Here is a 17,466-nt window from a genome sequence, read left to right on the forward strand (position 1 = left end):
CTCCCGGACAGCCTCCTTCTTTGAAACCCAAAGGGAGGAGCAACGAAAAATTAAGCTTTTTGCTCTCCTCTCCGACACGGAGAGGGGTTGGGGGAGAGGTTAAATAAGACTTGTCGAATTCACGTTCTTTTAGATTTTTTTGGTTCATGCCCCGTCCCGCTTCAATTTTAGATTTTGGTATTTGCGATTTTGGATTAAAACTCAATCCAAAATCCAAAATCTAAAATTCCTTGCTCCTTGTGGTCGGGGTCAATCCAAAATCCAAAATCTAAAATCCAAAATTCGTTGACCTTTGGACTAAGAGCTTGTCAACATTAAGCAAGTAGAATAAAAGCAACGATAAAACTACTTATACTGCATGTCTCAAGTTTCGATTGTCATTCCTACTTTAAACGAAGCAGTTAGCTTAGAGCGGACATTGCGGCAATTGACTTTACTTAATCCGCCTGCTTTTGAAGTGATAGTAGTAGATGGTGGCAGCGATGATGAGACAGTGGCAGTTGCAAAACAATGCTTTGAGTCATTCAATCAGTCGCTAGGCGTACAAGTTCTTTCATCTGAGCGACGTGGGCGTTCTATTCAGATGAATTACGGAGCATCGGCTGCGACTGGAGATATTCTTTGCTTTCTTCATGCAGATACTTGGGTGCCGGATGACCTGATCGCTGTAATCGAGCAAACTCTAGTAGAGTCAACCATTGCCTGTGGGGGGTTCATTTCTCTGATGAGTGGATCTCAAACGACTCGCTGGGGCATCTCTCTACATAATTATTTAAAAACCTTCTATGCACCATTGCTATTTAAGCCTCACCTGTTTTTTCGAGGATTGCGTCTGTTGTTTGGAGATCAGGTAATGTTTTGTCGTCGCACTGACTTTTGGGATTGCGGCGGATTTGATGAGGCATTACCGATTATGGAAGATGGAGATTTATGCCTGAGATTGGTTAAAAAAGGACGTATTTATCTAGTGAACCGCATTGTTCACTCTTCAGATCGCCGCGTCGCAAAATGGGGTAGCTGGAAAGCAAACGCAATCTACCTTTATATCGGTTTTTTGTGGGGAATTGGCGTTGATGCAAATTATCTCAAACAATTTTATCAAGATATTCGCTGATTCAGGCTCCAGTCATAGTAGAGATAGGAAATTGGCGTTGAGGCATTTATTGGCAGGTCTATTTCTAGGTAGGAGCGGATATATTCTGGAATAGAGGGTGTAACCTTAAGAAAATCTTGACGATACCATTTAAAGATTTTGCTACAGTAGAGCGTTTTACTATCTGAGTCATAACGGACTTTTTCAGGATTGTTAATGAAGCGACGGGTATCTTCATCTAACTGCTGAGTAACTTGTTGAGGAAAATAAGCTCCAGCCCGCAGTAACGGGCAACCAACGGAAGCGCAGACAATTGCAAAATGAATTCGTGGCTCCTGCAATTGATTCTGCAGAATTTGGTTTTCTATTTGGGCTAAACTGTAATGCTTGTCAAATATATAATAAGCACGACGTTGGAAGAACCACAAAAAAGCCAACCAGTTGGGAATGCCTAAGATTCGCGGACGAATTGACTCAAGCGGGTATCTTTCTAAAATTGCCGAAATGGTGAACGCATTGTAAAGGTTGATCCACAATGCCAATTGCTCAGAAGTGTTGCTATTAGCTGTAAAAGCCAGATTTTTTTGACTGGGACAACCAATCAGCTAGCGCTTCAGGTTGCTCAGTTTTCCAAGCAATATAGTTTACACGACCTTGGCGATCGACATACTGACGCAACAACCTGTCCCAAGGTTCAAAATCAATCATTATTGCTGTGTTTATATGTTGTCCGTTGTTTTTACTTATACCTATACCAATTGAATCCTCAAAATAGAATGAAATAGCCCCAATTTAAAGCTAAAGGAATTTTTTGGTTTCGCGATCGCAACGTAGAGTTGAATTTGTACAAGTATTTATTTAACGAATTATAACAATACTATCTTTGGCAACTTGAAATCAGCGATACACTGAGAAAAATTCCTTGAGGAAGCGTTGATGGCACGGTCAAACGGGGTTACAAGTGAAACGTCTGTAGAGGAATTGCCTACAGCTTCAGACAAAAATACGATCGCAATTGAAAATCCGCCTGAACCAGTGGAGGATGCCCAGGATATTGATGACATATTGAACTCACTAAAAACCTTACTGAGTTCTCTAGAAAAGCTCCAAAAAGTCCGGCAGGAAGTGGGCGATATCAAACCGTTGATTGGGCGGATGCTTGATGGAGAACTAGTTGCTGGTGAAGAACTGGAGCAACTCAAGACAGGTGTGAGCGGTCTTTCTCGCCTTGTTCGTGCTTATAATGACCATCAAGTAGCGTTGGCTAAAGCACAACCTGCTAGAGACTTGCTAGATCAAGTGCTGAAAGAACGTAAAGCTAATTGAGTTGGGATTGGGGATTGGGAAAGAAATTCTTTAGATATTTGGTTGGAGTCCCAATCTCTAATTTAATAAGCGATCGCACTTTTTTGAGAGAATTAGGAGTGCGATCGCCTTTACATCGCCTTTTGGTATGTCTACGGTAGCAAGGTAAAGCCCTAAAGGAAGTATGCTACTATACTCTACTTATTATTGATATTTTTCTTAATAATTTGCTAATAACCTAAAATAGGTTATGATGACAAAAGCCTAGTATTACTTGCGAGGTAGGTATCGTAATGAAGATTAATAGAGAGAATCTACCCTTAGACCAGATTCTCTTAGAGGATAGCTTACAACTGCTGAGTAATCTGCCAGATGAATGTGTTGACTTAGTTATATCTTCTCCACCTTATAATCTAGGCAAAGAATACGAATCAAGACAGGCTCTTGAGATTTATTTGGCAGAACAAACAGCCGTTCTGCTTGAGTGTAGCCGGATTCTCAAAAATACAGGTTCGCTATTTTGGCAAGTTGGTGCTTTTTCTGACCGAGGAATGCTAATTCCTTTGGATATTCGCTTTTTTCCGATTTTAGAGTCATGCAGATTAATTCCTCGCAACCGGATTATATGGGCTAGGCAACATGGTCTTCATGCCCAAAAAAAGTTTTCTTGTAGACATGAAACTATTCTTTGGTTTACTAAATCAGATAACTATAAATTTAATCTAGATGCTATTAGAGTTCCCCAAAAGTATCAAAATAAGAAACATTATCGGGGAAATCGGAAGGGGGAACTTTCATGCAATCCAGACGGAAAAAATCCTGGTGATATTTGGCTATTTCGGAATGTGAAACACAACCATGAAGAACAAACTATACATCCCTGTCAATTTCCAGAAGACTTGGTAGCTAGAATTATCTTAGCTACAACTAACAAAAATGATCTTGTTCTAGATCCATTTATGGGATCTGGTACTGCGGCAGTGGTTGCCAGAAACCATGAACGCCATTTTATCGGCTCAGAAATTGAACCAAAGTATCATCAAGTTGCGTTGCGTCGTCTCAGTGGTAATCCAGATAAAAATGGTTGTTTTCCAAATTTAAAAACATTACGCGATTATGTTGAAAAAACTGGTCAATCTATTGATAAATTTAAATTTGATGTGCAAGTAGGAAATAAAGCTTCAGAACGCAGCAAAGCAAAAATTTCTCCAGAAGAGTATCACTTGCAAGAAATGGAAGATAGATTAATCTATGAAGAATCTGCTTTTGCAGCTAATCTAAGAGGTGAAGAGATTCCAATAGATCCAAAGCTTAATGGTAACGGTCAAAAGACCTCTTTGCAAAATCCAATATTAAAAAAAATAGAAGAAGTAGAACAAACTGAACTGAGATTATGGAGTTAATAGAGAAATTATTACAATAAGCGAAGCAGACAACGACTACGGGCTGAACGTCCAGCAATGATTTGGCATTGGCGACTAACTCTAGTATTCACAGTTCTAGAATATCTTTTAGATGAATACTCAGTCCAGATGATGGGTACTATTGTATTTTGTTGTTAAAATAATCCAACCAATCTGATTGGTACATCAAAAACTTGGTATTTAGTCAAAGCTTTTAACTGATTAAGAGCTTGCTCGTAATAAAGAGTGCTATTAGAAGCAGGAAACATCAGAGCCTTTGTTACTATAATTACCAAATTAGTCGGGTATCCAACAAATTCAGTTTTAGCTTTGAAAAACAATTCTGAACGCAAAGTGTTATTGAGTAAATAGGCATAGTGAGAAAATTGAATTTCAATGATGATGCCAGATTTGGCCAAATCAACATCTGTACCTAAAAATTTATAAGGTGCTGGAATGAAAATATTTGATTGCCAACCATCATGAATAAAAGCAGCTTTAATATATTCGTTCGTACCTACTGGATCAAATATTGTATTACCCTGAATTCCAGCTTGATCTGAAGCCTTGATGTGCAAAGGCATTCTAGTAAGAGTATTACTAATCTCATGCCATTCGTTCTGGTATTGGGTATTAATGATTGTATCTGCTGCGTTAAAGTCAACATACTGAATAATGATTATTATGTCTCCTTTTGGTATTTCAACAGTTCTTTAATAAAAGCAAGCGGATCGATTTCCAGAACTTGGGCAACTTGTAAAAATTCAATCACGTCAAGACGACGTTCTCCACGTTCATACTTTGATACATAAGATTGTGGAAGCTCTAGCTTGGCTGACAACTCTGTTTGAGTAAGCTTGGCAGCTTTCCGAGCTTCTATAAGTAACTGGCGAAACCGATTGTAATCTTCACTGAAAACTGATTTAGGCACCTTAGCTCGCCTTTTTTCTGGCGATGGTTTGTTCGATCTCGATAAAAGTTAGTAGATATTGCTAAACTCTGTTAAATTCTAAAACCTAATATGGGATAAACCCAAAATAGGTTTAAAAAAGCTACTATATGACTAAATCTGTGGTTTCATTTGAAGGATATCAAATTTTGCAAGATATCTACTTATGATAATGAATGTTGCACCCGCCATTTTAATACTAGGTCAAAATAGCGTGACAGTAGCACGCAAAATAATCACTGTCCTACCAGGGGCAACGCTATACGGTTTAGAGGGTCGCACATCTGGGGTTGATATTAGCTTTACGAATTTTGGCGAGACGCTGCGCGAGTTATTTGTGCAGGGAAGGCCGTTGATTGGCATTTGTGCTGCCGGCATTTTAATTAGGACGTTAGCTCCGGTAATCTCGGATAAACGACAGGAACCACCAGTGCTAGCTGTAGCTGAAGATGGTAGTGCTGTTGTCCCTCTTTTGGGCGGACTTGGTGGAGTAAACGATTTAGCGCGTCGCATTGCCGAAGCCCTGGATGTCAAAGCTGCAATTACGACCACAGGCGATTTACGTTTAGGCACAACGCTGTTATCTCCTCCCTCTGGATACCATTTAGCAAACCCAGACGATGCGAAGAAATTTATTTCAGATGTGTTAGCTGGGGCGCAAGTTAATCTCGAAGGAATAGCACCTTGGTTAAGCGATAGTAAATTACCGATAGATCCCAAGGGAGATTTGACCATCCAAGTTACAGAACGTTTGGTGACTCCTACAGCCAACTGCCTTGTCTACCATCCAGCAACGATCGCGATCGCAATGAGTGGCATGATTGATGATGCAGTAGCTTTAGTACCACAGCTACTAGCTGATGCCAAACTAGAAACAGCATCAGTCGCCGGGATATTTGCACCCATCGCCGCCGCCGATCCCGCAATCCACGCCGTAGCTAGCGCCTTGAAAGTGCCCACCCGCTTTTTTACCCCAAATCAGCTAGAAAGTCTACTTTCACAAGGTTATAGCCCCGCCCAAGCCGCAGCGATCGCCGCCACAGGTACATCCCCTTTATCTTCTCCTTCTGCTAACATTGCGATCGCTATTGCCCCTCAAGTAATTGACCCCAATACCATCGGTCAGCCACGCGGACGGTTAGCGATTATTGGCACGGGCCCTGGTGGTTCGCCGTGGATGTCTCCCGAAGTGAAGGAGATACTCAAGTCGGCAACTGACCTAGTGGGTTATAAAACTTATTTAGATTTAATTGGTTCTCTGGCTGATGGCAAGCAACGGCATGAATCTGACAACCGCGAAGAAGAAGCACGAGCAAAAATGGCCCTAGATTTGGCTGCATCTGGGCGATATGTAGCTGTAGTTTCATCTGGCGATCCCGGTATCTATGCAATGGCAACAGCGGTTTTTGAGGTATGCGATCGCTATGCTAAACCCGAATGGGACAGTATCGACATTCATGTGGCCCCAGGCATCTCTGCAATGCAGGCAGCAGCAGCAGCCATTGGTGCGCCCCTTGGGCATGACTTCTGTGCTATTTCCCTTTCTGATATCTTGAAACCTTGGTCTGCGATCGCCCAACGAATTACGGCTGCTGCTGAGGCTGATTTCGTTATTGCTTTCTACAATCCTGTTTCCAAAGAGCGTACTTGGCAACTGGCAGAAGCGAGAAATATTTTGCTGCGACATCGAACACCAGATACACCAGTAGTATTGGCCCGGAATCTCGGCCGCCCAGGACAAACGGTAAAAGCGATCGCACTTGAGCAGTTAACGCCAGCAAGCGCTGATATGCGGACAATTATTCTCGTTGGTTCCACAAAAACCCGAACTATCAAGCGCCGTGATGGTAATATCTGGGTTTATACGCCGCGTCGCTATACACACAAGAAAATCTGAGGAACATGCATAAAAGTTCCCAAAAACGTGCAACAGCAACTGGTACATCATCAAAATTTTGAATTTTTACAACAGCAGTCACAGTTGTGCTACTATACAACTCGTGTATGTAGTTCATACAAACAAAAATTCCAATAAGTCTCACTTATCTGGAATATAAATAAGTAAAAATCATTGATGATTACGCTATGAAAAAATAAATTATTATCAAACAAAATACATTTCTCAAAATTCATAATTTATTCTGAATTCTGGACAATTAGCAAAGAAATCATCAGCTTTAAGAACCTCACAAAACAAGAAAATTTGGTGATATAAGAATTCATTAATGGGTCTAAGTTCCCGATTGAGAGCGAAGCTCCTTCTCTACCAAAGGCTTCTCTTGCAGTGACGCTAACGCTAACGCTAAGGAATCCTTAAGTGTCTTGATTTTGACTTCTGAATTTTTACTTCAACAAATTTTCATTGGAATTTTAACATTCTAATCTAAACATATAGCGATTAGTCAGGAGTTTAGTTTGATGAATCCTAAAGTCTCTGTAATTATCCCTGCCTACAATACTGAAGTTTATATTAAGGAGGCAATAGAGTCAGTCTTAAATCAAACACTCGCTGAACTTGAAGTTATCGTTGTCGATGATGGGTCAACTGATAAAACTGTAGAAGTTGCCAAGAGTTTTACCGATGAACGTCTCAAAGTGATAGTTAATCCACAAAACCTTGGGGTTTCTGCTGCGCGTAATCTTGCTATCAAAGCAGCCCAAGGAGAATGGATTGCTGTTCTGGATTCAGATGACTGGTATGCTCATGAAAGATTAGAAAAGCTTGTGTTGCTGGCAGAACAAGCAAATGCAGATATGATTGCAGACGATGTTTATTTTATCAAAGATGGTGCAACATCTCCTTGGAGTACATTGATTCAAGAAAGTGGAGAACATATAGATAAAATTCTCCAAATTGATATCGTTTATTTCGTAGAGACAGATGTCTATGGAAAACCAGGGCTACATCTTGGTTTAAGTAAGCCTATGTTCAAACGAGAATTTTTGGTTAAACACAGCATTGAGTACGATGAAACCCTAAGCATAGCTGAGGACTTTTGGCTTGACATGAAATGCTTAATTAATGGCGCTCGCTTTTTTCTAGTGCCAGAAGCCTATTATTTCTACCGTTCACGCACTTCTTCTCTTGTACGTGAAAGCCGATTAAAACGTCTAAATCAATCTTGCATAGCTACTTATTCTTTTATGCAGCAAAAAGTTGTGAAAAAAAATCTAGCTTTAATGCGTGCTCTGTCTTCTAATCTTGCAGTTTATAACAAAAATTTAGCTTACAATCAAGTTTTATTGCCTCTCAAACAAGGAAATTGGTTATTAGCATTGAGAGAATTCCGAAAAAATCCGATCATTTTTTATGATTTTCTTTCTAGATTTAACGATATTATCAAACGTCGATTTCAATACTATGTGATGGGTAATAAATTAGTTTTTGAAATGCCTTATAATCTTCAAGTAAAACGAAGAAAACCAATGCATCCCAGTTTATATTCTCCTAAAAATAATAAATAAGTAAAACCAAAAGATTGTTATAAAAATATGAGAGAAGTGAGTAATCGGACAACCCTGTGATTGGAAAGATGATAAAGCTGTACGTCTTCACAACTTGGTTGCGATGCCTACGGCGGGCTGCGCCTACGCAGCCTCATTCCAAGAAAATAATCTTGTAATCTAATTGGGTTAACAGCCAAATCATAGCTCTTATACTGACTTGTATTGGAGATAGATATGATGGAATTTAGAATATTTTTCGTGAATTTACTCCCCCTATTGAACGCCGCAAAATACTCGATCGAGTAATCATGTTCTATTTTCCAACCATAGGACTATTATGATACCTATTGCATAAGCAATAATATCTTTCCAATCAAATACACTTCCCAAAGCAACAGCCAAAACCTTGTATTTGTGTAATCCTAAATTATTTACAAAATTAAAATATTGCAGAATCTCGATTGCACAAGCAAAGGCAAAAACTGATAAAGCGACTATGGATGAATGTATATTCCAAAAAGCTTTGACAAAGCAATAAATTAATATAACTACTAAAACATCACCGATAAAAGGACGAATAAAACTATCATTTATAAAAACTGCAATACATACCTCTATTAAAAATAGTAAAAGTGTGAGATAAAAATATTTTTTATTGAAGATAAACATGGCAATCAATAGCGCTCAAAAAATACCTACTTTGACTATCAACCTCTTTAATTTTTGATAAAGTCTGTTGAAAATCCTATTATAGGACTTACGCAAGTGTCACAGAAAAATCGGATTTGTAGTTTGTAGTAAGCGGCTCTAGCCCTTATTTTGAGTATTAAAGTCCTCGTATAACAATAAACTTCTCTGTTTTGCCTTCCCTTTAGCAACTTCTGCTTTAACACTTTTGTGTTTCGCGCAGCCTGTAGCAACTTTCGTCTTCTCTGTAAGAGCTTCTGTCTTCACGTTTCGGTGTTTCGCGCAGCCTGTAACAACTTCCGTCTTCTCTGTAAGAGCTTCTGCCTTCACGTTTCGGTGTTTCGCGCAGCCTGTAAGAGCTTCTGCCTTCACGTTTCGGTGTTTCGCGCAGCCTGTAACAACTTCTGCCTTCGCGTTTCCGTGTTTTGCGCAGCTTGTAGCAACTTCTACTTTGACTGAAGCGTCCGCCCACCGTTAAAACGGCAGTCTAATAACCCAAGTCCATTAAAATGGACTGTAATCTTCAGTCCTCTGAGTGAGGACTTTTGCTATGAGACAGGGATTTTAATCCCTAGCGGACGTTCGGTTTCACGTTAATTTGACACCAATGGCGAGACGCCCACCTTACAAGAAAAGTTGTATATTTTTTTATTTGTCAGTCCCTAACGCCAAAAAATCCAACATCGGGGTAAGGGATAAAGGTAAATTCAAACCTTTTCCCTTTCCCCTTTAACCGAAAAGTATTGTCTTTACATCTGAATTTTGGGCTATTCCTGATACACATTTACTTGCACTGTAAGATTTAATCGGATAATCTGAGCAATCGAGATTGTTTTTCAAGAAAACCAATGAACAAATTCATACTGAGTTTGCTTTCTTCTCCAGTGCTGATTAGCTCTCTTCTCTCTATGGGAGTAATGCTGAATCACGCACAAGCTATGGAGCCAGAACCAGGAGTCAAAAGCACAGATCGTCTATCTTGTATACGCAATAAACATAAAGTGGGTTTAGTATGTGCCAGGGCTTCTGTATTGGCTCAAATTCCTAACTATCAACGTGAAATAGAGTTTTCTCAAGAAGATGCTCCCATGCTGGAGTTTAATGATGAAGAAAGCAATGTGGCAATCGACTTATTTGGTTGTGATTGTCCTGCTTGTATAAATTCTTTGCGTCAGATGCGCGGGGCGACACCCTTGGTATATTAACGTGAGTTCGATGAACCTCTCCCGGACAGCCTCCCTCTCCCACGGCGAAAGGGATGAGCAACGAGAAATTAGGGTTTTGACTTTCCTCTCCGTGTCCAAGAGGGGGTCAATACGGTTCGGATAAGCATTTTTCACTTTCCTTGTGGTCTGGGGAAAGGATAAGGAGTAAAGGGGAAAGGATGTATTCAAAACCTTTCCCCTTTCCCCTTTCACCTTTCCCCATTTCCCGACCTCTTGCAAAAGGCACAAATGCCAAGAGGTCTAATGATTAGCTCGATTTTTCGACTCGCAAACCAAAGTATGTCAAAACAAGTTCGGTTGAGCCACTATTGACAACTTCGTGTACTTCTCCCGGTTCAATGGCTACGCAGTTTCCCGGAAGCAAGGGGTATTCTGTATCATCAATGTGAATTACTCCTGAACCAGCTTCTACAAAGAATACCTCGCACATATCTTGATGCGCGTGTGCTGGTGCGGTTTGTCCAGGAGCAAAACGTGCTTGAGAAAAGTTAGTTAGGTGAGGTAAATCGCCGAAGCGTAACATCACCTTTTTCTTGATTTCGGCATTGTGAGAAACCGATTCTTCAGGCAAGTCTTTCAAGGAAGTGGTAATCATTCGGGTCTTAAATCGTTAGATAATTCCACAATACCCCTAGACCCATCAATCCTGACTCGTTGACCATCTTGCAAGATCCATGTAGCACCGCGAACATCCATGACGGCGGGAATTCCATACTCACGAGCAACGATCGCACCGTGAGAAAGTCTTCCTCCAGCTTCGGCAATTAATCCTCCAGCCCTTAATAATAATGGTGCCCAGCCGGAATCTGTATAAGGTACTACTAGAATCGTATCTCGATCGACTTCTGGCACTTCTTGTAAATTTCGCAACACTTTCACCCTACCTTCGGCTTGCCCGTGACTGGCTCCAATGCCTTGTAAAATTTGGTCAGAGTAGAGTTCAGAGGGAGCTAAGGGGTGAGGAGGTGTATTGCCGTAGACTAAAACAGGTACTTGAATAATCTCGCTATCTTGCAGGAATTGCGATCGCCTAAATTCCACTAACTCATTTAACTGTTCGATTAAGCTGGAATCTTCATCTCCAATTAAACGCCGCACTTCATCAAAATTGAGAAAAAAGATATCGCCTGTTTGCCTAAGTAAACCAGACTCTAACCAAATTTTCTCTAAAGCCACAAAACTCCAACGCAATTCAGCTAAAAGCCGGGAATAAACTTCGGTGACTCGTCCTTTGATATCCACGCGGCGTTGCACAAAAGAGCGTTTGCGCTTACTGGCAAAGATACTATTAATTGCGTCTTTAGCACCTGCTTGTGGTTCGTTCCCCTGCATTAACTGCACAAACATCTGCTGAATCATTTGGGGATTTTCCCGCCAAGTGGGAACGGAGATATCGGTTCCTACTTCGCTTAAGTAGCCGTAATCTTGCAGCAATTCGTTAAATTCTTGGAGGATCTTTTCTCCTTCGGGGGTTTGCTTTAATTGCTCAAATACTTGCTGTGGCTCAAACTCAACCAATATCTGCTTGGCATCTGTTGCGATCGCACTGAGCGATCGCAATGCCGCTACTTCTGGAGTGACGCTATGATCGATTTGCCCATCTTTTACCCGAAAAATCGCCTGTCTCAGAGCGGCACTCAAGGGAGCTAAAATGCTGTAATACGTTCCATAACGCAGCAACTCCAGAATAAAATCAACTCTTGCCAACAACGCGGGTGGTTCCAAGCTATCTATATCTGACTGCGCCAACTGCGACAACCCAGGAATGAATCGTTTGTGATAATCTTCCTTGAAGTCCTTTTCTAAACTCAATTCCCGCTTCAGCAACTTTCCTAGTCCTGGCAAATTTTCCCAAGTTGACTGCAAGGAAGGTTTACTTAATTTAGCTCCTCTGGTTAAAAATTCCAGACTTTCCGGCGGTAGCCCCATTCTCAGAAAAATATCTCCTAAGAGGGACGCATTAAAGTAGGCTCTGGAATAATGCAGAGTTGCTGTTTTGGTGAAATCTAACCCCAAAGCGCGATCGCCTAAAACTAAAGTAAAAAATTCTCCCCAAACTCCACAAGTTAAAGGACGATTGATTGACCACGTTAAGGGGTGAATTACTCCAGGAATCACTTCCGCAGCGATTTTGCGTGTCCAGATGGGCAACAGAGTGGTGATTGGTCGAGATTGCAACACCCAAAGCGTTTGCCCATCATAACTCCACTCGATATCTTGAGGAGTGCCATGATAACGTTTTTCGAGTCGGTAAGTAAGGTAAGCAACTTGCTTAATTAATGATTGCGGGACTCGTCCTTGACCCCTCTAATTGTACAGAGTAAGAATTTTCTGTTTCAACGACAAAAGCGCGATATTGTTCTGGTGTGATTTTTCCCGAAACGACTTGCGTCGCGCTGCCTGGAAGGGCTTCAATGATGATTGCATCGCCTTGCTGGGTAATGGGATCGCGGCTGAAAGCAACACCAGAATACACGCTCTGAACTTGTTGCTGAATCAACACAGCCATTGCTGTATCATTTAAGCCGCGATCGCGTCGATATTGGACAGCGGAGGGATGATTGTAGGAAGCTTGAACTTGGGCGATCGCTTCTTGTAATGCCTCTTGGCTAGTAACATTTACAACTGTTTCATACTGTCCAGCAGCAGAAGCGTATTCTGAGTCTTCTCCAATAGCGGAGGAACGCACCACCAAGGGGGATAATTCTGATGGCTGGAGAAATTCTGTTAACCCTTCTGGATTGTCGATAGGTGCTAGCACCCATCCTTTCGGCACTGGATAGCCCCAGCGCTTAATTTGAGATAATGTTGCTGCCTTTTCTCCGACTATGGCAGCATTCAACTCTTCATCTAGAGAAACCATTGTGCGCTCGCCGCGTAAAAATTCCAACATCGCAAGAGATTCAGTTTGTGCCTCTTGGGCTGGCAGTTTCATATCATCAGGAATTTTGGTGTAAATCCAGCCCATTAAACCAGCTAAGGCTACAGCAGCAAGTATTCTGGGAATATCGCTAAAGTGCAGAAGTGCCACAAACAAAGGAAAAAGTAGCAAAACCCCAAATTTGACTAACTTTCTTGATTGCAGAATTGTAAAAGTAATACCTGCAAAGAAAGATACAAATATCGCTACCAGTGGATCGTGTACGACAAATCCCCAGACAACATTTGTCGTACCTGCTCCTCTGCCTATCCAATATCTACCGATTACCAGAGCGATTAGGGCAAGCAATTCCCAAGACGATCCATCTGGGAAGAAAATGCGGGTGAGTAAGACTGCCGCAACTCCTTTAAATGCTTCTGACAAGACTGCCAGAATTCCGACAATTTTACCCCCATGATAAAAGGCAGCTGATACACTAATATTTCCTGTACCAACTTGTGATAACTGCTTCCGTTTGAGGGCGTAAGTTATCCATGCAATCAGGGGTAATCCGCCCAAAAGGGGGCAGACAATTAAAATAACTAAGATACCCCAAGGTTCAAACATTCTGGATTTTGGATTTTAGATTTAAATTTTCCATCTAAAACCTCAAATCTAAAATCTAAAGTTTTTCTGAAATTTTTGATGGTTATTAGGGGGGTTTATTTATTAGTTGCTAAATGGACACTTGGTTAAGACGGAAACCGTTTAAGACAAGTGTCCTTCTAGACTACTAATGGTTTTAGTTTAGCGCATAGGCAGCTTGCAGCGCCCAGATTACGAGAGCAGCGATCGATCCCAGAAGCAACACGGTAGAGATAGTGACTACTTTAGGGGAATCTGCACCCTTAAATTTCATAATTCCGCGATTTAAGTCGGACACAGCTTTGTAATCCTCTGTTGTTGGAGCATGAAATATTTGTCCGTCTTGATTGTAGTCCTTCTCTTTGCGGATGACGTTAAATTCACTTTAAAAATTTAGAAGTGGGGAGTGGGGATAAGGGGACAAGGGGGACAAGGAGACAAGGGAGACAAGGAGACAAGGGGACAATGAAAATAACATTGCCCAATGCCCAATCCCCAATCCCCAATCACCAATCCCCCAGTATCATTGAAAAGCAACTCAGTATCAGAGGGTGTGAGTAGGTGAAAATAGCACTGAGCGTAATTTTGGCGGTGGTTGTGGGATTGTTTCTGGTAATTGAGGTTGGATTGCGATCGCTGTTTGGTTTTGGTAATCCCCTAATTTATATTGGCGATGAGCAAATTGGTTATTTGTTGGCTCCTAACCAACGTACCCGTCGTTTTGGGAATCGCATTGAAATTAATGAATATTCTATGCGAGGTAGTCCGATAAAAAAGATACCTGCACCTTCTGGGCTGCGAATTCTCCTCTTAGGTGATTCTATTGCTAATGGTGGCTGGTGGACAGATCAGACTAATACAATATCTAGTTTGATGATCCGTTCTCTAGCATCATCTATTAATAGTAATTATCAGGAAGTAGAAGTGCTAAATGCTTCAGCAAATTCTTGGGGGCCAAGAAATGAATTAGCTTATTTGGAGAAGTTTGGCAATTTTAACGCGCAAGCAGTGGTGTTATTAATTAATACCGATGATTTGTTTGCTACTCCTCCTACTTCATTACCAGTAGGACGCGATCGCAATTATCCCGATCGTAAACCTCCCTTGGCATTAGTGGAAGTGTGGCAGCGTTATATCGTCAAGCAAAAGCCAATTCCTGAACTGCAAGCCGTGCAAAATGAATCAGGCGATCGCGTGGGGATTAATTTGGAAGCGATCGCTAAAATTCAAGCCTTGACTCGCCAATCCAACAGCAAATTTCTGCTGGTGATGACTCCTTTACTACGAGAAATTGGTGAACCAGGCCCCCGCGATTACGAAATTAAAGCACGTCAGCGCTTGAGCGATTTTACCAAAGCACAGCAAATTAACTATATAGACTTTTTACCGAATTTTAATTCAACTACCAACCCCCAAGGTTTGTTTCACGACCACATTCACCTCAACTTGCAAGGAAATAAATTTGTCAGTGAAGTTATGGAGCGATCGCTTTTGGAATTACTGGGTGAGAAGTCACTTCATCACTAATATTCGTGTTTTAAAGCTCATCTATGTTGAAACCTAGAGTTTTTTAAAAAATATTAAAAGATATATTTATGTAGGTTGGGTGGAGTGAAACGCAACCCAACATTACCACCTTATTTATATTAGGTTACGCTATCGCTGCACCCAACCTACAAAACTACGGTTTTCAAGGTAGACGAGGTTTAATTAGATTTCTGAGTATCTCTAACCAAATTATTTAACTCTTCCTGCATTTGACTTTGAACTATTTCATAACAAGCATTCACATAGTTACGATCTCTAGCTGCATCTTGACCATATCTTTCAAAAATAATTGGATGACAGATACGAGTGTGAATTTGCACAGGTAAAGGAATATTTGGCAGAGGGCCAATAGACAAGCCCCAAGGCAAACCTAAGTAAATTGGGAAAACACCAGGGTCTAATTCATATAACCACGGCAATCCCCACTGATGCAATTGTTTGATGAAATCATAGCAATCACATAATACGATCAAGCTATCATGAGCGCCTACGGAAATTACAGGAATAATTGGAACTTCTTGTTTTAAAGCTAGCTTGACAAACCCTTGATGACCGGCAAAATGAATTTTATAACGTTGGCTATGAGGACGAAACATATCATATTGTCCACCAGGATATACCAGAACGCTAGCACCTCGATCGAAAGCCGCGCTAGCCATTTTGGGATGTGCAACAATTGCTCCGAATTTCTGAGCTAATCCTGCTATTTCTGGACTCACTTTCCAAGCGTAAGGGTGCATTAGACCATACACCAAACGCTCGGTTCCAAATCTCGAAAACCAATCGTACATCATCATTATTAAATCTGGAGAAGCCATTCCCCCATTGTGAGAGCCAACCAGTAGTACTTTCCCTGTTGTTGGGATGTGATGCCATCCATCAGTTTTTACTTGAAAGTAATAACGGTAAAACCATGACCATATAGGCATCAATGATTCAATAAACTGAGGATCTCGCTGTGTTAATGAGTGATGAATCTTTTTCGAGAATTCTGATGTTAAAGTATTGTCAGCGCTGACAGAAATATTCTCTACCTGTTTTGGAAATTCCATAATTAATCGCTCATCTTCTATCACTCTTGCAAGTATCTCTGCAACTGCTCTAAATTTCAATACACCAAAATTGTCTTTACTTTCTCAACAAGATTGACACAAGCCTTGGTGGTTTATTTTTATCTTGTTCATGCCACCATTCTTTGAAGTCTTCAAGTTGGAAGTCATGAACTTTCGCTGTGTTCAAAAAGTCCGATAGATGATGCACAAATGCCGGAATTTCAACGGACTCTTGCTGTCTTTGAAAATTAGCTTTTGTTCCTTGATATTGCTTAAATGGATGAAGCTCACAGATGAAAAAGTGTCCTCCTTTGACTAAGACACGAGATGCTTCTGAAAATATCATGCTGAGGTCTTCGATGTGTTCTAGAACAAGATTACAAGTGACCAAATCGGCAGACTCATTATCACAAGTCCATTGCTTGGTAATGTCTTCGGTAATAAACACTACATTCGCAGACCTCACTTTCTCTTTTGCCTTTTCGATCATCTGTGCTGAAAAATCGATCGCACAAACTTTCAGAGCAATTTGTGAAAGCAAAAGCGTATTTTTACCAGTGCCACAGCCAATTTCTACGACTGATTTACACTTCAAACCCATCAAGGTTTCTCTGGTGACGATTCGATCGAGATCGCGCGTCAGATTTTCGTCAGCATCGTATGTGGCTGACCAATTATCGTATGCTGCTTGAATACTCATATAGCTTCATTTTACCGAGCAAAGGGTATCATACATATCGATCATTTCTATTTCACCGTGCGATCGCCCAGTCCGAGTATAAGTGCTGCCGCAAGTGCCGCTATTGTCCGAACGTGGTTCCAGAACGTCCAATTGGTAAGATATCTAGCCCATAGGTTTGCGCCTTCAGTACTATCCGGTTTGGCGATCGCTAAGGCATCATTCAGTGGCACATTGAAGGCGATCGTCACTAGAACAGTGCCAATGAGATACAGGAGGCTACCGATAAGCAAATAGGCAGCACCAGGTTGATGCCACTTTAACACCGAGGAAATCGCTAGAAAGATGCAAGCCACAGCCGTTCCGAAGAGTGCCAACATGAACAACGGATTGATCGCAGTGATATTGATCGATTGCATGGCAATAATGCCTTCCTTTGGCTGGAGTCGGGCAAGGGCATTCATCACGAAAGTCGAGAAGGCAAAGAAGACGCCAGCCACCAACCCGCAGCCTAGTGCTGTCAAAAGCGTCAACGGAAAGCGCAAATTGTCAACAATTACCATAAAGCCTCC

17 protein-coding genes and 1 pseudogene are annotated in these 17,466 nt (G+C 41.2%); 7 read left to right on the forward strand and 11 right to left on the reverse strand.

Going from position 1 to position 17,466, the window contains the following annotated elements:
* Positions 1–358 precede the first annotated feature (358 nt).
* On the forward strand, positions 359–1,114 hold the full coding sequence (locus NSTCB13_RS12295; protein WP_448272533.1) for a TIGR04283 family arsenosugar biosynthesis glycosyltransferase: 756 nt from the start codon (positions 359–361) through the stop codon (positions 1,112–1,114).
* Here NSTCB13_RS12295 and NSTCB13_RS12300 read toward each other — a convergent pair.
* Positions 1,099–1,635 (reverse strand): DUF547 domain-containing protein, encoded by a 537-nt coding sequence (locus NSTCB13_RS12300; protein WP_448272534.1) that lies wholly within the window; start codon positions 1,633–1,635, stop codon positions 1,099–1,101. The two genes, NSTCB13_RS12295 and NSTCB13_RS12300, sit on opposite strands and share 16 nt — an antisense overlap.
* A 19-nt stretch (positions 1,636–1,654) precedes the next feature.
* Positions 1,655–1,801, reverse strand: a complete 147-nt coding sequence (locus NSTCB13_RS12305; RefSeq protein ID WP_448272535.1) for a hypothetical protein — start codon at positions 1,799–1,801, stop codon at positions 1,655–1,657.
* 228 nt (positions 1,802–2,029) lie between these two features.
* Here NSTCB13_RS12305 and NSTCB13_RS12310 point away from each other — a divergent pair, with 228 nt between their 5' ends.
* Together NSTCB13_RS12310 and NSTCB13_RS12315 are read left to right on the forward strand one after the other, a co-directional pair.
* A complete protein-coding gene (locus tag NSTCB13_RS12310; RefSeq protein WP_445628259.1) occupies positions 2,030–2,419 on the forward strand; it encodes a hypothetical protein in 390 nt (129 codons plus the stop codon).
* Between the two features lie 272 nt (positions 2,420–2,691).
* On the forward strand, positions 2,692–3,801 hold the full coding sequence (locus NSTCB13_RS12315) for a DNA-methyltransferase (RefSeq protein WP_445628258.1): 1,110 nt from the start codon (positions 2,692–2,694) through the stop codon (positions 3,799–3,801).
* 155 nt (positions 3,802–3,956) lie between these two features.
* Here the strand turns inward: NSTCB13_RS12315 and NSTCB13_RS12320 are convergent, their stop codons facing one another.
* Both NSTCB13_RS12320 and NSTCB13_RS12325 read right to left on the reverse strand, forming a co-directional pair.
* On the reverse strand, positions 3,957–4,502 hold the full coding sequence (locus tag NSTCB13_RS12320) for a BglII/BstYI family type II restriction endonuclease (protein WP_448273189.1): 546 nt from the start codon (positions 4,500–4,502) through the stop codon (positions 3,957–3,959).
* Entirely contained in the window at positions 4,484–4,732 is a 249-nt protein-coding gene (locus NSTCB13_RS12325; protein ID WP_099103407.1) for a helix-turn-helix domain-containing protein, read from the reverse strand. The genes NSTCB13_RS12320 and NSTCB13_RS12325 overlap by 19 nt, the downstream gene beginning before the upstream one ends.
* Before the next feature lie 184 nt (positions 4,733–4,916).
* On the opposite strand from NSTCB13_RS12325, the gene cobJ reads away from it, so the two are divergent.
* A complete protein-coding gene (cobJ, locus tag NSTCB13_RS12330) occupies positions 4,917–6,647 on the forward strand; it encodes a precorrin-3B C(17)-methyltransferase (RefSeq protein WP_448265034.1) in 1,731 nt (576 codons plus the stop codon).
* 521 nt (positions 6,648–7,168) lie between these two features.
* Positions 7,169–8,215 (forward strand): glycosyltransferase family 2 protein, encoded by a 1,047-nt coding sequence (locus tag NSTCB13_RS12335; protein WP_448265035.1) that lies wholly within the window; start codon positions 7,169–7,171, stop codon positions 8,213–8,215.
* Between the two features lie 288 nt (positions 8,216–8,503).
* On the opposite strand, the gene NSTCB13_RS12340 is transcribed toward NSTCB13_RS12335, so the two are convergent.
* A complete protein-coding gene (locus tag NSTCB13_RS12340; protein WP_445628255.1) occupies positions 8,504–8,866 on the reverse strand; it encodes a ribosomal maturation YjgA family protein in 363 nt (120 codons plus the stop codon).
* Between the two features lie 866 nt (positions 8,867–9,732).
* Here NSTCB13_RS12340 and NSTCB13_RS12345 point away from each other — a divergent pair.
* Positions 9,733–10,089 carry a hypothetical protein gene (locus NSTCB13_RS12345; protein WP_445628254.1) on the forward strand — a complete coding sequence of 119 codons (357 nt, stop codon included), beginning with the start codon at positions 9,733–9,735 and terminating at the stop codon, positions 10,087–10,089.
* A gap of 268 nt (positions 10,090–10,357) precedes the next feature.
* Here the strand turns inward: NSTCB13_RS12345 and NSTCB13_RS12350 are convergent, their stop codons facing one another.
* From NSTCB13_RS12350 to NSTCB13_RS12360, 3 genes and pseudogenes are all read right to left on the reverse strand, one after another.
* A complete protein-coding gene (locus NSTCB13_RS12350) occupies positions 10,358–10,705 on the reverse strand; it encodes a cupin domain-containing protein (RefSeq protein WP_445628253.1) in 348 nt (115 codons plus the stop codon).
* Positions 10,702–13,597, reverse strand: a pseudogene (locus NSTCB13_RS12355) (glycerol-3-phosphate acyltransferase). Before NSTCB13_RS12355 ends, NSTCB13_RS12350 begins: the two are co-directional and overlap by 4 nt.
* A gap of 175 nt (positions 13,598–13,772) precedes the next feature.
* On the reverse strand, positions 13,773–13,913 hold the full coding sequence (locus tag NSTCB13_RS12360; RefSeq protein WP_190240958.1) for a hypothetical protein: 141 nt from the start codon (positions 13,911–13,913) through the stop codon (positions 13,773–13,775).
* Positions 13,914–14,176: 263 nt separating this feature from the next.
* Here NSTCB13_RS12360 and NSTCB13_RS12365 point away from each other — a divergent pair, with 263 nt between their 5' ends.
* Positions 14,177–15,142 carry an SGNH/GDSL hydrolase family protein gene (locus tag NSTCB13_RS12365; RefSeq protein ID WP_448272536.1) on the forward strand — a complete coding sequence of 322 codons (966 nt, stop codon included), beginning with the start codon at positions 14,177–14,179 and terminating at the stop codon, positions 15,140–15,142.
* Between the two features lie 179 nt (positions 15,143–15,321).
* Here NSTCB13_RS12365 and NSTCB13_RS12370 read toward each other — a convergent pair whose 3' ends face one another.
* The 3 genes from NSTCB13_RS12370 to NSTCB13_RS12380 form a co-directional block, all read right to left on the reverse strand.
* Complete coding sequence (locus NSTCB13_RS12370) at positions 15,322–16,215, reverse strand: lysophospholipid acyltransferase family protein (RefSeq protein WP_448272537.1); 894 nt, start codon at positions 16,213–16,215, stop codon at positions 15,322–15,324.
* A 76-nt stretch (positions 16,216–16,291) separates the two neighbouring features.
* Positions 16,292–16,915, reverse strand: coding sequence for a class I SAM-dependent methyltransferase (locus tag NSTCB13_RS12375; protein ID WP_448272538.1), 624 nt, complete (start codon positions 16,913–16,915; stop codon positions 16,292–16,294).
* A gap of 47 nt (positions 16,916–16,962) precedes the next feature.
* A complete protein-coding gene (locus NSTCB13_RS12380) occupies positions 16,963–17,457 on the reverse strand; it encodes an anthrone oxygenase family protein (RefSeq protein WP_448272539.1) in 495 nt (164 codons plus the stop codon).
* Positions 17,458–17,466 lie beyond the last annotated feature (9 nt).

The sequence above is a fragment of the Nostoc sp. DSM 114160 genome (genome assembly GCF_053470305.1).

Bases quoted from the DNA above. Each gene is read 5' to 3' on its own strand.
- NSTCB13_RS12295 (WP_448272533.1), top strand. From the start codon at position 359: ATGTCTCAAGTTTCGATTGTCATTCCTACTTTAAACGAAGCAGTTAGC.
- NSTCB13_RS12305 (WP_448272535.1), bottom strand. From the start codon at position 1,801: ATGATTGATTTTGAACCTTGGGACAGGTTGTTGCGTCAGTATGTCGAT.
- NSTCB13_RS12310 (WP_445628259.1), top strand. From the start codon at position 2,030: ATGGCACGGTCAAACGGGGTTACAAGTGAAACGTCTGTAGAGGAATTG.
- NSTCB13_RS12315 (WP_445628258.1), top strand. From the start codon at position 2,692: ATGAAGATTAATAGAGAGAATCTACCCTTAGACCAGATTCTCTTAGAG.
- cobJ (WP_448265034.1), top strand. From the start codon at position 4,917: ATGATAATGAATGTTGCACCCGCCATTTTAATACTAGGTCAAAATAGC.
- NSTCB13_RS12335 (WP_448265035.1), top strand. From the start codon at position 7,169: ATGAATCCTAAAGTCTCTGTAATTATCCCTGCCTACAATACTGAAGTT.
- NSTCB13_RS12340 (WP_445628255.1), bottom strand. From the start codon at position 8,866: ATGTTTATCTTCAATAAAAAATATTTTTATCTCACACTTTTACTATTT.
- NSTCB13_RS12345 (WP_445628254.1), top strand. From the start codon at position 9,733: ATGAACAAATTCATACTGAGTTTGCTTTCTTCTCCAGTGCTGATTAGC.
- NSTCB13_RS12350 (WP_445628253.1), bottom strand. From the start codon at position 10,705: ATGATTACCACTTCCTTGAAAGACTTGCCTGAAGAATCGGTTTCTCAC.
- NSTCB13_RS12370 (WP_448272537.1), bottom strand. From the start codon at position 16,215: ATGGAATTTCCAAAACAGGTAGAGAATATTTCTGTCAGCGCTGACAAT.
- NSTCB13_RS12375 (WP_448272538.1), bottom strand. From the start codon at position 16,915: ATGAGTATTCAAGCAGCATACGATAATTGGTCAGCCACATACGATGCT.
- NSTCB13_RS12380 (WP_448272539.1), bottom strand. From the start codon at position 17,457: ATGGTAATTGTTGACAATTTGCGCTTTCCGTTGACGCTTTTGACAGCA.